Here is a 15085-nt window from a genome sequence, read left to right as displayed (position 1 = left end):
GCAGGTCAAGCGGTGTTGATGGAAAAAGGGTTGACGCGTGTAGCCATTCACTGAATGGAACCGGAAATGGGGCTCCGGAATCCGCGGCCGCCGGGCGCCGAGGCCCTCTTGACGGCGATTCACCACTGCGCTGGGAGAGCCTCGGCTGCGGCCCGTCCGGGAGGGGGCGGCGCCGTGGCTCCGCCCCCACCGCCCCGGCCCGCTACCGCTCGTAGGCCATCTCCGGGAAGCGCGCCGAGGGACCGTCCAGCAGGTGGTCGTCCTGGCCGCGCAGCCAGCGGTCGAAGAAGGACGCCACGTAGGAGCGGGTGGCGAGTTCGGCGCGCCCTGGGCGGATGTCCCCGACGTCCTTGCGCAGTTGCTCGGCGCTGAGCACGCCCTGCCGGGCGAGCTGCGGCAGCAGCGGCTGGCCGTCGGTGTACGAGCCGTGGCGGGAGCCGGTGAGGGTGACATCGGCGTGCCAGCCGGTGCTGTGCTGCCACAGGGCGTTCCAGCCGGGCTGGTTCCGGTAGCTGCCGGAGTCGTCGCTGCCGGTGCCCATCAGCAGGAACGGCCGGTCCAGGCCGTCCTCGGCGACGCTGGGCAGGAAGACGCCGGTGTGACCGTCGGGGCCGGGGAAGTGGAGCTGCCCGTCCATGTTCACGCCGGCGGTGATCCGCGGGTCGTCGTGCATGCTCTGCAGGGCGGTGAAGCCGCCCGCCGACTGGCCGACCATGCCGATCCGGCCGAGGTCGAGGGCCCCGGCGAGCCCGGCGGGCAGGCCGGGCCGGCCGCCCGGTACGGTGAGTTGGTCCAGTACGAAGCGGGTGTCGGCCACCCGGGTGTCCATCGCCCTGCGCAGCACGGCGCCGATGTCCAGGCCGGGCCGCCCGAGCATGCCGGGGAGCACCGAGGGGGCCAGGTCGCCACCGGGGAACGCGACTTCGGAGGCCTCGTAGGTGTGGTCGACGGTGACCACCACGTAGCCGCGTGAGGCGAGGTCCTCGACCAGCGCCGTCCCCCAGGTCCGCGGGTCGCCGAGCCCGGGCGAGTAGAGCACGACCGGGCGCGGGGCGCCGGCCAGCGCCGGGGCGTCCCTGCGGGCGTGGGTGCGGATGGCCGACCAGTCGGTGCGGCCGGGCTCGGTGCCGTAGTTGAGCAGGCCGACGCCGTCCGGGCCGTCGAAGTGCCGGCCGGCGGCGGGCTCCATGTAGGGGGCGCGGTCGTCGCCGGCGGCCGGGTGGGAGGTCGGGTACCAGAGGCTGATCATCAGCTCGCGCCGCTGCCCGGGGTGCCAGGGGTCCTCCCGTCCGGTGTCGGTGAGGTGCAGCGCGGTGGTCCCGATCGGGTACGGCCCGCTGGGCTCCGGCAGCCAGGCCCGGGCCTGCCGCCCGGCGCCGCCGTCGGTCGGCGCCGCCGCGACCGCCCCGGCCGTGCCGATCGTGCCCACCGCCGCTGCCGCCGCCAGTACCACCGCCGCCACGGCCCGTCCCGGAATGCCCATGGTGTTCCCTCCGTGTTCCGATCGATCGAACACGCAGGACACTACGGTCGGGGACGGGCCGCGGCCGTCATACCAGGGGGCCAACCGGCCCCTGAATACCCGGGTGTCACACCCTTACGGGTCAGTTCCGGTACTGCCGCAGCTCCCTGCGGGCCAGCGAGCGCTTGTGCACCTCGTCCGGGCCGTCGGCGAGCCGCAGGGTGCGGTTGCCGGCCCAGAGCTGGGCGAGCGGGGTGTCCTGGCTGACGCCGGCCGCGCCGTGGGCCTGGACGGCCTTGTCCAGGATCCACTCCACGGTGCGCGGGGTGGCGATCTTGATGGCCTGGATCTCGGTGTGCGCACCGCGGTTGCCGACGGTGTCCATCAGCCAGGCGGTCTTCAGCACCAGCAGCCGCAGCTGCTCGATCCGCACCCTGGACTCGGCGATCCAGTCCTGCACCACGCCCTGCTCGGCCAGCGGCTTGCCGAACGCCACCCGCTCGTTGGCCCGACGGCACATCAGCTCCAGCGCCCGCTCGGCGATGCCGACGGCGCGCATGCAGTGGTGGATGCGGCCGGGGCCGAGCCGGGCCTGCGCGATGGCGAAGCCCGTGCCCTCCTCGCCGATCAGGTTCTCCACCGGGACGCGGACGTCCTCGAACAGCACCTCGGCGTGGCCGCCGTGGTCGGCGTCGTCGTACCCGAAGACCGTCATGCCGCGCCGCACGATCACGCCCGGGGTGTCGCGCGGGACGAGCACCATGCTCTGCTGGCGGTGCGGTTCGGCGTCCGGGTCGGTCTTGCCCATCACGATCAGGATCCGGCAGTCGGGGTTCATCGCGCCGGTGATGTACCACTTGCGGCCGTTGACGACGTACTCGTCGCCGTCCCGCTCGATCCGGGTGGCGATGTTGGTGGCGTCCGAGGAGGCGACCTCGGGCTCGGTCATCGCGAAGGCGGAGCGGATCCCGCCGTCCAGCAGCGGGCGCAGCCAGCGCTCGCGCTGCTCGGTGCTGCCGAACTGGGCGAGCAGCTCCATGTTGCCGGTGTCGGGCGCCGCGCAGTTGAGCGCGGGCGGGGCCAACTGGATGCTGCGGCCGGTGATTTCGGCGAGCGGGGCGTACTGGAGGTTGGTGAGGCCGGCGCCGGGTCCACCTGGCTGGCTGTGCTTGTCCACAAAGAACAGGTTCCAGAGGTTCTGCTTGCGGGCCTCGGCCTGGAGGTCCGCGACGACGGGCGGAATGGCCCACGGGTCGCGGGCCCGGTCGGCGAGTTGGGCGGCGAGGACGGGCTCGGCGGGGTACACGTGCTCGGCCATGAAGGCGAGCAGCTGTTCGCGGAGTTCGTTCGTCCGGGCGTCGTAGGCGAAGTCCATCGGTGCTCAGTTCTCCTTGAGGGTGCTCAGGCCGTGCCGGGCGAGGATCGGCGCCATCTCGCCGGCGCGCTCGAAGCCGGCGCCCAGGGTGCGGCCCTGCCGGAAGCGGAAGTGGATGCCCTCGGCGACGGCGGCGAGCTTGAACGAGGCGAAGGCGACGTACCAGTCGAGGTCCTCCGCCCGGCGGCCGGTCGCGGCGGCGTAGGAGGAGACGATCTCGTCGGGCTCGGGGAAGCCGGGGGCGGTCATGGCGGAGGGGATGATGCCGCCGCCGACGCCCGAGAGTTCGGTGTACATCACCAGGAGGCCGATGTCGGTGAGCGGGTCGCCGAGGGTGGACATCTCCCAGTCCAGGACGGCGGCGATGGCGTCGGTGTCGTCGACCAGGACGTTGTCCAGCCGGTAGTCCCCGTGGACGAGGGCGGGCGCGGGCGAGACGGGCAGCCGCCGGCCGAGGAGCTCGTACAGCCGGTCCAGGTCCGGCAGTTCGCGGCTGCGGGAGGCGGCGAGCTGCTTGGACCAGCGGCGCAGCTGGCGCTCCAGGTAGCCCTCGGGGTGCCCGAAGTCCGCGAGGCCGACGGCGGCGGGGTCGATCCGGTGCAGGGTGGCGAGGGTGTCGACCAGCCTGGTGCCGAGCGCGTGCACCCGCTGCTCGCCGAGGGCGGCCAGCGGCGCGGCGTCCCGGTGGGCGGTGCCGGGGACGTACTCCATGAGGTACCAGGGGGCGCCGAGGGTGTCGGTGTCCGGGTCGAGCAGCAGGGTGCGGGGCACGGGGACGCCGGTGTCGCGCAGCGCGGTCATCACGCGGTACTCGCGGCCCATGTCGTGCGCGGTGGCGAGGACGTGCCCGAGCGGCGGGCGCCGCAGGACGGCCCGGGAGGTGCCGTCGCTCAGCACGTACGTGAGGTTCGAGCGGCCCCCTTCGACGAGGTCGGCCCGCAGCGGCCCCTGGAGGATCCCGGGCAGCTCGCGGTCCAGGTGGGCCCGGAGACGGGCCAGGTCCAGGCCGGGCGGGTCGACGGGGGTCTCGGCCATCGGGCGGCTCCTCGGGGAGGCGGATCATTGACTAAGCGCTTGCTTAGCATTCAACCCGGGAGGCCCCCTGTCAATGGCATGAACCCCCGAGCCCCACGATCCCGTTGACGTCGTCAACGGCGCCGACCGCGCCGGACGGGCCGCTGCCGCACCACCCCCGGAGCGGTTCGACCTCGACGCTCAAAAATGTTCTGATGATCGTATTCATCGATCATCTTCCGAATACTTCCTGATCAGACATCAGGGAAAAGGGGGTCCCGTGCGGACTGCTCGCGGCTCGGCCATCCTGCTGGCAATGGGGGTCCTCGGGGCCTCCGCCCTGGCGACCGGATGCTCCGACACGACGAGCAGACCCACGACCGCCACCGGCACCACCCCGTCCGGCCCCACCCCGAGCAGCACCACCGAGGCCCCGGCCCCGCCGCCGCCCGTCCCCACCCCCACCTGGGACGGCCAGGTCAAGGTGCTCGGCGACGGCTCCACCTCCTACACCGGCCCGCAGCCCAAGCAGCCCACGCCCGAGCGGCTCAAGCCCGGCGAGAAGCCGCCGCAGTTCGTCGTCTTCTCCTGGGACGGGGCACTGGAGGGCGACGAGCGCATGTTCTCCCGCTTCCGCAAGCTCGGCGTGGAGAACAACGCCCAGATGACCTTCTTCCTGAGCGGCCTCTACACCCTCCCCAAGTCCAAGAGCACGCTGTACAAGCCGCCACAGCACAAGCCCGGCGACGCCTCCATCGACTACGCCACCGACGCCCACATCAAGGACACCCTGGAACAGCTGCGCCTGGCCTGGCAGGACGGCAACGAGATCGGCACCCACTTCAACGGGCACTTCTGCAACGCCAAGGGCGGCGGCGAGTGGAGCACCGAGGAGTGGAAGAGCGAGCTCGACCAGGCCGTCTCCTTCGTCACCAACTGGAAGACCAACACCGGCTTCAAGGACCTCCCGCCGCTCCCCTTCGACTACACCAAGGAACTGGTCGGCGGCCGCGCCCCCTGCCTGGAGGGCCAGAAGAACCTGCTGCCGGCCGAGAAGGCCACGAACTTCCGCTACGACGCCAGCTCCCCGGGCGAGTTCCAGGTCTGGCCCACCAGGAAGGACGGCATCTGGAACTTCCCGCTCCAGATGCTCCCCTACTCCGGGAAGTCGACCCAGAGCCTCTCGATGGACTTCAACTTCCTGGCCAACCAGTCCGGGGACACCACCAAGGGCGACCCCAAGAAGTACGACACCTGGGAGAAGGAGACCCGCGACAGCTACCTCGCCGGCTTCGAACGCGTCTACAACGGCAGCCGCGCCCCACTGTTCATCGGCAACCACTTCGAGGACTGGAACGGCGGCATCTACATGAAGGCCGTCGAGGACGTGATGAAGAGCGTCTGCAAGCGCGAGGGCGTCCGCTGCGCCTCCTTCCGCCAGGTCGCCGACTGGCTCGACGCCCAGGACCCGGCGGTCCTCGACAAGCTCCGCCAACTCGACCCCGCCCAGCCGGCCGACTGGTCCCGCCTGGTCAAGTGACGGGCCCGGGCGGCGCGGGCCTGATCCGGTTCGGCGCACGACCCAGGGGGCGGGCTCCCACGGTCATCTCCGATCGAGATGACTGACATTCCGAAGCATCGCCCCGGACGGGGAAGCAGCGGGAGCGGACCGACGCTCACACCCGTGTGACGGCAGCGAGGAGGCTGCCGTCACCGCCCCGCCCGTGCCGGCCGCCCCGGCCCACTGCCTCGAGAAGGTGCCCGATGTCCGCTTCGTCCGACCTCCCGACCGCCGCGCGCCGGTCCACACCCGCCAACGCCCCCCACGGCGTGCCGGGCTGGCTGATAGCACTGCTGGCCGTCGCCTCCGGCATGACGGTCGCCAACCTGTACTACGCCCAGCCCCTGCTCTCCACGCTGAGCGACGTCTTCCACACCAGCACCGCCACCACCGGGGCCCTGATCACCCTCACCCAGGTCGGCTACGTGATCGGCATGCTCTTCCTCGTCCCGCTCGGCGACCGGCTGGAGAAGCGCAACCTCATCACCGCCCTGCTGACGGTCACCACCCTCGCCCTCATCGCCGCCGGGCTCGCCACCAGCTTCCCGATGCTGCTGATCGCCTCCCTCGTCAGCGGCGCCACCTCGGTCGTCGCCCAGGTCCTCGTCCCGTTCGCCGCGAGCCTCGCCCCCGACCACGCCCGCGGCCGGATCGTCGGCCGGGTGATGAGCGGACTACTCACCGGCATCCTGCTCTCCCGCACCCTCAGCAGCCTGGTCTCCGACCTCGCCGGCTGGCGCACCGTCTTCCTCGGCTCCGCCGTCCTGATGGCCGTCCTCGGCGTGGCCCTGCGCGCCGCCCTGCCCGCGCACGCCCCGACCACCACCATCCCGTACCACCACGTCCTGCGCTCCACCGCCCGGCTGGTGCGCACCCACCCCGCCCTGCTGCGCCGCGGCCTCTACCAGGCCGCGATGTTCGCCGCCTTCAGCGCCTTCTGGACCACCGTCTCCTTCGTCCTGACCGGCCCCCACTTCCACTACTCCGCGGTCGGCGTCGGCCTGTTCGCCCTCGTCGGCGCGGCCGGAGCGGCCGTCGCCCCGTTCGCCGGGCACTGGGCCGACCACGGGCTGACCCACCGCATGACCGGCATCGCCTTCGCCGTCGCCGCCGTCTCCTTCGCGCTCGCCGGCTTCGGCGGCCACAGCGTCATCCTGCTCGCCCTCGCCGCCGTCCTCATCGACATGGCCGTCCAGGCCAGCCTGATCCTCGGCCAGCACACCGTCTACGCGCTCGACCCGGCCGCCCGGGCCCGCCTCAACAGTGCCTTCATCGCCATGTTCTTCGTCGGCGGAGCAGCCGGATCCGAACTCGGCTCCGTCCTCTACCACGCCTGGGGCTGGACCGGCGTCGCCACCCTCGGCACCGCCCTGCCCCTGCTCGCCCTGCTCTACTGGGCCACCGAACGCCGCCAGGGCGCGGCCGCCGAACCCGGCACCGCGAGCGCCTGACCGGGAGCGCGTGACCGGGAGCGACCCGGCCGCGGCCCGTCCCCGCTCCGAGGACGGGCCGGCGCCACGTGCCGGGCCGCCCCTGCCCACGTGCTCAGGGACACCGCCCCGCCCACGTACTCAGGGACACCACCCTCCGCACACCCGCGAGGGCGGCACCGCCCTCCGCCTACGATGCGTGAAGATCGACAGCCCTCGCCGCCCCCCGCACCGGGCGGCGTACGGCCCAACCGGGAGTGGACGATGGATCTGCGGCAGATGGAGGTCGTGGTCGCGGTGGCGGACACCGGCGGCTTCACCGCGGCGGCACGGCGGCTGCACGTCGTCCAGTCCTCCGTGTCCGCCACCGTCCGCGCCCTCGAACGCGAACTCGGCACCCCGCTGTTCGACCGCACCACCCACCGCGTCGCCCTCACCCCCGCCGGCGAGGCCTTCGTCCCCGCCGCCCGCGCGACGCTGCGGGCCGCCGAACTCGCCCGGGAAGCCGTCGACGCCGCCCGCGGGCAGCTGCGCGGCAGGGTGACCGTCGGCACCATGCAGGGCGTCTGGGCCGGCCTCCACCACGCCCTGGCCGCCCTGCGCGCCGAGCACCCCGGCGTCGTGGTGCACCTGCGCCAGGCCGCCGTCGCCGACATCCGCCAGGCGCTGCGCGAGGGCACCGTCGACCTGGCCGTGGTGGCGCTCGACCGCCAGCAGCAGCGCGGCCTCACCACCAGACTGCTGTCCCGCGAGTCCATGGTGCTGCTCACGGCACCCCGACGGGTGCTCGCCGGAGCCACCCCGGAGGGCGAGGTCACCCTCGCCGACGTCGCCCGGCTGCCCGTGGTGGACTTCACCCCCGGCTGGGCCATCCGCCACGCCGTCGACCGCGCCTTCCGCGCCGCGGGCGTCGACCGCGGCACCACCTTCGAGGTGAACGACATCGTGGCGGCCGCCGAGCTGGTCCGCAACGACCTGGGCGTCTGCATCATGCCCAGGTCGATCGCGGACCGCTTCCCCGACCTCCCCCAGTACCGCTTCGACCGCCACGCCCCGACCTGGAAGGTCATGGTCGTCCGGCCCCCCGGCGAGGCACCGCCCGCCGTCGCCGCGCTGCTGCGGCACATCACCTGACGCGGTGCCGGCGGGGGCTCCCCTGGAGATCCGGCAACGGCAGGGCGCCCTCCCGATCGACCGCTCCGCGGCGTCGGAAGGGCGCCCTGTCGGACGTCGTACGAGGCGTCAGCCCCAGTTGCCCACCAGCGGGACGTCGCCCGGGTTGCCGAACTTCGTGCGGTAGATCACCAGGTCGGAGTTCTCGGCGGCCCCGTAGAAGGTCTGGTCACCGGGCCGGTAGACGCCGATGGTCTCCTTGCCGGTGCCGTCCCAGTCGCCCTTGACCGGCATGTCGCCGGGGTTGCCGAACTTGACGCCCGGCCGCACGTTCTCCGTCTGGTTGGAGTCGTTCAGGTAGAAGATCTGGGTCTGCGGATCGTACACGGCGACTGTGGTGGTGCCGTTGCCGTCCCAGTCGCCGACCAGCGGCTTCCAGCCCGGGTTGCCCAGCTTGATCCGGTACTTGACGGTGGAGTTGTCGTCGGACAGGTAGAAGTACTGGTCGCTGGGCCGGTAGACACCGACCGTGCTCCGCCCCTGCCCGCTCCAGTCGCCGACCAGCGGGATGTCACCGGGGATCCCGAACGGGAAGGTGGCGGCCACGGTGGCGTTGTCGTTCGACAGCTGGAAGGTCGCGGTGTCGCGGTGGTAGACGCCGACGGTGTCGGTGCCGGGCCCGCTCCAGTGGCCCGTCAGCGGGACGACGTCGTCGCCGCCGCCGCCGAACACGGACTGCCCGGTGTACCGGCCGTTGTGGGCGGCCTCGCCGAAGCTGCCGTCCGACTTCCGGTAGGCGCCCACCGAGGCGGGCTTCGGCGTGGGCGTGGCGTTGACCACGGCCCGGCCGATCCGCTGCTGCGCCGCGACGGTCAGCGGCACCCTGTTCGGCTGGTCGGGGCCCAGCCAGCGGAAGTTCTGCAGGTAGACGACGCGCGGGTCCTGTGCGGCGAGCGCCCGGTACTCGGCGTTGTACGCCACGACGTCCGCGTCCGTCCTGTCGGGGAAGCAGTTCACGGCGACGTCCCGCTCGTTGGTGGACTCCGGGAAGAGCATCAGGTGCTGGTCCGGCGAGGAGAGGAACGTCTTCAGGTTCGCCAGCAGCGGCTGGAGCTGGCCGCGGCCCGTGCAGTAGTGGTCGAAGCCGACGATGTCGACCTCGGGCGGGATCGGCGCGGTCTGCTCGGCGTTCCAGCGGTCGAGGCTCATGAGCAGCGTCTTCTCCGGGAACGCGGCCCGGATCTGCTTGGCCTGCAGCATCACCTGCTCGGGGGCCATGCCGTGCGAGTACGGCTCGTCCGTCATGCCGACGGCGGCGATCTTGTCGATGTTCGGCCCGATGCGCTCCACCAGCCTGCGGAGGTTCTCCGCGGCGTCCGGGTTCGGGTGGAACACCCAGCTGCCCGGCGAGTCCGGGATCACCGTCTCCTGGTTGAGGTCGATCACGCAGGAGGCCGGCAGGCACTGGTCCAGGAACTCCAGGCGGGGGTCCTGGCCACGCAGGTAGTTGTTGAGGTTGGTCCACTGCGCCACCTCCGGCGCGTGGTTGACGCCGTTGTTCGGCGAGTCCGGGTCCCGGATGTCGAAGAACCCGTAGTAACCGAGCCCGCCCAGCATGGAGATCCGCAGGTCGTCCACCGTGGTGGCCTGGCCGGGCGCCGAGTGGTGGGCGCCGAGCGAGACGTAGCCGTCGCGGGGCAGCCGGACGTCGGTGCGGCCGGAGAACACCGTCGCGCCGTTGACCAGTACGGTCGCCCGCTGCTCGCCGGTCCTGAGCGCGACCGACACCTCGTAGGAGCCCGCCGCCGGGGCCGTGGGCAGGACGGTCGACGTGCCGCCCTGGAAGAGCGTCAACCCGCCGTCGGCCTGGACACGCAGGCCGAGCGCGACGTCCTCGGCGTCCACCGCGCCCGTGCCGCCCGAGGCGTCGCTGACGGCGAGGGAGGCCCAGTCCTGGCCGGAGGTGCTGCCGACCACCGGGGTCAGCACGGCGTGCACCGTGTAGGCGCCGGTCGGAACGTCCGAGGTGGCCGGCTTGTTCAGACGGACGGCCGAGGTGCCCTTGGGGAAGGAGAGCACGTTCGGGTGGGCCGGGCTGTTGACCTGCACCGAGCCCGCCGGCGGGTCGAGGGCCAGCCCCTTGACACCCGAGACGGCGGTGTAGTTCGCGGAGATCAGGCTCGGCTGGCGGGCACTGAGGTCCCGGTTGAGCCCGAAGTCGGCGGTGGCGTTGGGCGCGCCGTCGAAGGTGTCGACGAACGGATTGGCGCTGCGGGTGGCGGTGGTGTCGACCCTGCTGACGTTCAGCCCGTGGCCGGCGCCGTCGCCGAAGGTGGTGAAGCTGTCCGGGTCGGTGAGGTAGGTGCCGAGGTAGAGGAACTCGCTGCCCGGCCAGCGGGTCACCCCGGCCGGCGCCGGGACGGTGAACGGGGTGCCGTTCACCGTCAGGGTGACGGCGCGGTCGGCCCCGGTGGAGACGGTCAGCGAGACGGCGTACCGCGCCGTGGGCGCCACCGTGCCGGTCCAGAACGGAGCCTCACCGCCGCCGCCGTGGAAGAGGGCGAGCCCGCCGCGCGAGCTGACGGTCAGTCCGAGGTCGACGTCGCCACCGGTGACGTAGCCGTTGCTGCGGTGACTGCGGCTCAGCACGATCGAGCCCCAGTCGTTGCTGCCGGTGTCACCGACGACGGGGTCGATCACCGTCGAGACGGTGTAGTGCCCGGTGCCGTCCGCGACGGCCGGCGCACCGAGCATGACCGCGGAGACGCCCTTGGCGAACAGCAGCTTGTTGGGGTGGTTGGGGTGACTGGTCTGGACGAACCACTGGTCGGGCGCGACCGAGGTGTCCCAGCGGCCGGAGACCCGGGTGTAGGAGATCCCGTGCTGGCCGGCCGGCACCGACTGCCGGGCCTCGAGCCCGACGTTCAGCCCGTACAGCGGGTCGGTGTCCCTGGCCGGGTCCAGCTGGAAGGTGTCCGCGAAGGCGCGCGTGGTGTCGAGGTCCACCGGCGTCGGCCCGGAGCCGTCACCGGCCGGGGCGCCGGTCGGGGCGGCGGCCTGGGCGGCGGCCTGGGCGGCGGCCGCCGTGGTGGGTGCGAGGCCTGCGGGCAGCAGTGCCAGCGCGAGCACCGAGGCGCCGGCCAGCAGCCCGCGGCCCAGGCGTTGAGTGAGTATCACCGAGTCGTAGTCTCCCGGTCGTCGAACCGGTGGCGCGGGCCCGCGCCACCGGAGGAGGCGGACACGGCTGTACGGACACGGCTGTGCCGCACCGGCTCGGCGTACTTCCCCCCGCGGCGGATCATAGGGGCTGGATACGAACGGACGTGCCACGGGCCCGGTCCGGGCGGCGGTCGTCCGCCCCCGGACTCACGGGAGGACGGCGACGGCCGACGGAAGGCGGCCGCGGACCTCGCCCGCCGCCACCTCGCGGGCACGTCACCGGCAGCCGCGCCTACGCCCTCGCCGCCCTGGGGAGTCGAGCCCCCGGCCGGGCTTCCACACGCCCGGGGCCCGGGCCGTCAGGAGCACCGTCCCGCGTTCCTCGGAACCACCGCCCCTCGGAACCACCGGCCCCTCGGAACCACCGGCCCGTCAGAACCGCCGTCCTGTCGGAACCACCGTCCCGTCAGGCCCCTGTCCCGCGTTTCTCAGAACCGCAGGTCCATCCGCTGTTCGACGGTGTCGAGGCCGAACTTGCGGGCGGCGCGGGACACGGTGAGCTTGAAGCCGGCCTTCGCGTAGAGGTGGTGGGCGGCGTCGAGCCCGGTGACAGTCCAGAGCAACACGCCCTGGTACGAGCGCGTGCGGGCCTCGTCCAGGGCCGTCTCCAGCAGCCGCCGGCCCAGACCCCGACCACGGGCGGCCGGATCGAGGATCACCCATCGCAGCCGGCCCCAGCCGAGGCGCTCCTCCGCCCGGGTGAGGCCGGTGGCACCGACCACCCGGCCGTCGAGCTCGGCGACCCACAGCCGACCGGGCGCGGCACCACCCTCGCGGGCGCAGGCCAGGACCAACTCGGCCATGCCGGCGGCGACATAGGCCTCCATGGTCGCGTCCATGCCGTACTCGCGGGTGTAGAGGACGCCGTGCAGCGCGGCGACAGCGCCGAGGTCCCCGGGCCGGACGGCCTCGCGGATGGTCGCGGTTCCGGGTGCGGTGGCGGCCATCTGGCATCCCCTTTCACTGAAACACTCGTTTCAGTGGAACGATAGACCACGTGTCCGCCCCTGCCAACGCGCCCTCCCGCCCTTCGCCGCGCCGCGAGGAGATCCTCGCCGCGACCGTCCGCTACGTCGCCGAGCACAACGTGTCCGACCTCTCCCTCCGCCCGCTGGCGGCCGGGATCGGCTCCAGCCCCCGCGTGCTGCTGTACCTGTTCGGGTCCAAGGAACAGCTGGTCCGGGAGGTCCTGGCGGTCGGGCGGTCCGAGCAACTCGCCCTGCTGGAACGATCCGAGGTCGAGGGCGGCAGCGCCCGCGAGACCCTCGAACTGCTCTGGGAGTGGCTGACCGCCCCGGAACGGCGGGGCGCGCTGCGGCTGTTCTTCGAGGGGTACGTCCGCGCCTTCGACCACAGCGAGCCGTGGCTGGACTTCGGCACCGCCTCGCTGGACGAGTGGCTGCCTCCACTGGAACGCGTCCTCGACGGCACCCGGGCCAATCCCACCGTGGTGCTCGCCGTCCTGCGCGGCCTGCTGTTGGACCTCCTCGCCGACGCGGGCGAGGGCGAGGGTGACGGCGCCGACGCCGACGCGGGCGAGGGCTCCGACGCGGGCGAGGGCAGCAGGAGCCGCGCGCACGCCGAGCGCGTCCACGCGGCCTGGCGGGCCTTCCTCGACGCGACCCTCGCCTGAGACCGGGACCGGTGACCGGGTCCCCACCCGGGTGCCGGTAGAGCCACCGGGCGGGTCCGTCCCCTGCGCGGACCCGACCGGCTGCCCATGCGGTGCGTACGGGACGGGCGCGTCGACCGGGCCGGGGCCGGGTGGGTACGCCTGTCCTGTGCCGTGGGGATCGAGCCTAGGCAGGGGCGCCTTACCGTTCGCTTACCGATCGCTCACCGCTCGGCCCACGACCGGCACCGCTCGGCACCGTTGAGCCGCCGGCCGCCGCCGTACACCCCCGGCCGCCGACCGGCGCCGCCGTACGCCCCGGCCGGGCTACCGGATGTCGCTCAGCTCCCGCGCCTCCTCCAGCACCCGCGCGGCCGACTCGGCCAGCCCGGCCGCCTCGTACGCCCGGCCCAGCGCGCGGAGCGCCTCGGCGAGGAAGGAGCGCCAGCCGCGGGCGCGCCACACCAGCACCGACTCCTCCAGGTGCCCGACCGCCGAGGCGTGGTCCCCCGCCGCCAGGTCCAGCTCCCCCAGGATGCCGAGGGCCTGGGCGAGGTGGTGCCCCAGATCGAAGCGGCGGGCGATGGCCAGCGCGGCCTCGGCCGTCTCCCGGGCCCGGTCGTCGCCGGTGGCCGCGTACAGCATCGCCAGGTAGAGCAGCGAGAACGCCTCCACGTAGCGGTCCTTGAGCGAGCGGGCCATGGCGAGCGAGCGCAGGAGCAACTCGCCGCCCCGCTCCACCTGGCCGGCCCGGCCGTGGGCGGCTCCGAGGAACTGGATCGCGGTCGCCTCGAAGCGGGTGTTGCCGATCAGCCGCGCCAGCCGCAGCGCCTCGGTGAGGTGCTCGATCGTGCGGTCGAGGTCCGTCTCGCCGTACGCGATGGCGATGATCTGGTGGGCCCGGGCCTCGCCGCCCGGGTGGTCGTGGGCGGTGGCGAGGTCCAGGGCCTGCCGGGCGGCGTCCAGGGCCTCCTGCTCGCGGCCCTGGGCCACCAGGCTCCAGGCCGTCAGGACGAGGGCGTCGGCGGTCCCGCGCGGTTCCCCGGCCTGCTCGAACAGGCCTCGCAGGTGTCGCGCCCGGTCGTCCAGCGCGACCATCGTCTGGGTGCCGTCCGGCAGGTCGACGGTCGCCCCGGAGCCGTCGGCCGCGGTGGTCCAGGTCGTCACCTCGATCAGGCCTCGGGTGAGCACGGCCGTCCCCAGGCCGTCGCCGGCCGCCCGGCAGGCCTGGAGGGCGGCCAGGTGGGTGGTGCGCCACTCGTCGTACAGGCCGCGCACGTCGCAGTACTTCTCCTGGCAGGCGGCGAGTTCCCACGCCATCGGCACCATGCGCAGCGCGGCGGCCTGCCGGGCGCTCGCGTTCAGGGCCGGCTGCTCGGCGTCGAACCAGGCCGTCGGGTCGTCCAGCAGTGCCGCCGCGACGCCGGACGGCATCGGGTGGCGCGGCGCGGCGCCGTGGATCGGCGCGAAGCACGGCCCGGGCACCTGGTCGGCCGCCTGCTCGGCCAGCCAGAGCCAGGCGCCGAAGGCCCGTTCGAGCGCGGTGGCGCGGGCGGCCGGTTCGTCCGCGGCCTCGGCGTGCTCGCGCGCGTACAGCCGGACGAGGTCGTGGAAGCGGTAGCGCAGGTGCGGCTCCGTGCCGGTCTCCTGGAGGAGTTGGGCGTCGATCAGCTCCTCCAGCTGCCGCTCGGCCTGCTCCGGCGGGATGTCGGCAATCGCCGCCGCGGCCCACGGCGCGAAGTCGGGGGCGTCGAGCAGCCCGAGCAGCCGGAAGGTGCGGCGGGTCGGCTCGGCGAGGCGGGTGTAGCCGACGGCGAAGCCGGCCCGTACGGCCAGGTTCCCGGTGGCCAGTTCGTCGAGCCGGCGCCGCTCGTCGTGCAGCAGGTGGGCGAGCCGGGCCAGGGTCCAGCGCGGCCGGGCGGCGAGGCGGGCGCCGGCGATGCGGACCGCCAGCGGCATGCCGCCGCACAGCTCGACGATCCGTGCGGCGGCCACCGGCTCGGCGGCGACCCGGTGCTCCCCGAGGATGCGGCGCAGCAGCGTCCGCGCGTGCGGGGCGTCCAGTTCGTGCAGGTCGACGAGCCGGGAGCCGGGCAGGGCGGTGAGCGCGGCGCGGCTGGTGACGAGGACCGCGGGGTGGGGCGGCGCCCGGTGGCAGGCCCCCGCCCCCCGGGGGGCCGGGGGTCCCGCGCGGGGGGGTCGCGGGTTGGGGGGGGGGGGGGGGGGTGGGTGGTGGGGATTCGGCTCTCCTTCGAGCGGGTGGTTCAGGCCCAGGCGAGTTCGTCGCTGACGGCGGTGG

General features: G+C 73.5%; 10 protein-coding genes. 4 read left to right on the top strand and 6 right to left on the bottom strand.

The window, feature by feature from the left end; all coding sequences use genetic code 11:
- Positions 1 to 202: 202 nt before the first annotated feature.
- The 3 genes from ACIQ87_RS32460 to ACIQ87_RS32450 form a co-directional block, all read right to left on the bottom strand.
- Positions 203 to 1483 (bottom strand): alpha/beta hydrolase family protein, encoded by a 1281-nt coding sequence (locus tag ACIQ87_RS32460; protein WP_402413804.1) that lies wholly within the window; start codon positions 1481 to 1483, stop codon positions 203 to 205.
- Between the two features lie 121 nt (positions 1484 to 1604).
- Positions 1605 to 2837 (bottom strand): acyl-CoA dehydrogenase family protein, encoded by a 1233-nt coding sequence (locus tag ACIQ87_RS32455; protein ID WP_402413802.1) that lies wholly within the window; start codon positions 2835 to 2837, stop codon positions 1605 to 1607.
- A gap of 6 nt (positions 2838 to 2843) precedes the next feature.
- A complete protein-coding gene (locus tag ACIQ87_RS32450; RefSeq protein ID WP_402413799.1) occupies positions 2844 to 3872 on the bottom strand; it encodes a phosphotransferase family protein in 1029 nt (342 codons plus the stop codon).
- Positions 3873 to 4167: 295 nt separating this feature from the next.
- Here ACIQ87_RS32450 and ACIQ87_RS32445 point away from each other — a divergent pair, with 295 nt between their 5' ends.
- From ACIQ87_RS32445 to ACIQ87_RS32435, 3 genes are all read left to right on the top strand, one after another.
- A complete protein-coding gene (locus ACIQ87_RS32445) occupies positions 4168 to 5391 on the top strand; it encodes a hypothetical protein (RefSeq protein WP_402413975.1) in 1224 nt (407 codons plus the stop codon).
- A gap of 224 nt (positions 5392 to 5615) precedes the next feature.
- Positions 5616 to 6863 (top strand): MFS transporter, encoded by a 1248-nt coding sequence (locus tag ACIQ87_RS32440; RefSeq protein ID WP_402413797.1) that lies wholly within the window; start codon positions 5616 to 5618, stop codon positions 6861 to 6863.
- 243 nt (positions 6864 to 7106) lie between these two features.
- Entirely contained in the window at positions 7107 to 7976 is an 870-nt protein-coding gene (locus tag ACIQ87_RS32435) for a LysR family transcriptional regulator (RefSeq protein ID WP_402413794.1), read from the top strand.
- A gap of 108 nt (positions 7977 to 8084) precedes the next feature.
- Here ACIQ87_RS32435 and ACIQ87_RS32430 read toward each other — a convergent pair whose 3' ends face one another.
- Both ACIQ87_RS32430 and ACIQ87_RS32425 read right to left on the bottom strand, forming a co-directional pair.
- Complete coding sequence (locus ACIQ87_RS32430) at positions 8085 to 11132, bottom strand: hypothetical protein (RefSeq protein ID WP_402413793.1); 3048 nt, start codon at positions 11130 to 11132, stop codon at positions 8085 to 8087.
- Positions 11133 to 11602: 470 nt separating this feature from the next.
- Complete coding sequence (locus ACIQ87_RS32425; RefSeq protein ID WP_402413790.1) at positions 11603 to 12121, bottom strand: GNAT family N-acetyltransferase; 519 nt, start codon at positions 12119 to 12121, stop codon at positions 11603 to 11605.
- A gap of 50 nt (positions 12122 to 12171) precedes the next feature.
- Here ACIQ87_RS32425 and ACIQ87_RS32420 point away from each other — a divergent pair, with 50 nt between their 5' ends.
- Positions 12172 to 12807, top strand: a complete 636-nt coding sequence (locus ACIQ87_RS32420) for a TetR/AcrR family transcriptional regulator (protein WP_402413788.1) — start codon at positions 12172 to 12174, stop codon at positions 12805 to 12807.
- Positions 12808 to 13113: 306 nt separating this feature from the next.
- Here the strand turns inward: ACIQ87_RS32420 and ACIQ87_RS32415 are convergent, their stop codons facing one another.
- Positions 13114 to 14781: a tetratricopeptide repeat protein gene (locus ACIQ87_RS32415; protein ID WP_402413786.1), complete on the bottom strand. Its 1668-nt coding sequence runs from the start codon at positions 14779 to 14781 to the stop codon at positions 13114 to 13116.
- Positions 14782 to 15085 lie beyond the last annotated feature (304 nt).

It is taken from the genome of Kitasatospora sp. NPDC096204 (assembly GCF_044763205.1).
Classification (GTDB): domain Bacteria; phylum Actinomycetota; class Actinomycetes; order Streptomycetales; family Streptomycetaceae; genus Kitasatospora.
The sequence above is the reverse complement of the archived record's forward strand: the minus strand, read 5'-3'. Positions and strand labels throughout refer to the sequence as shown.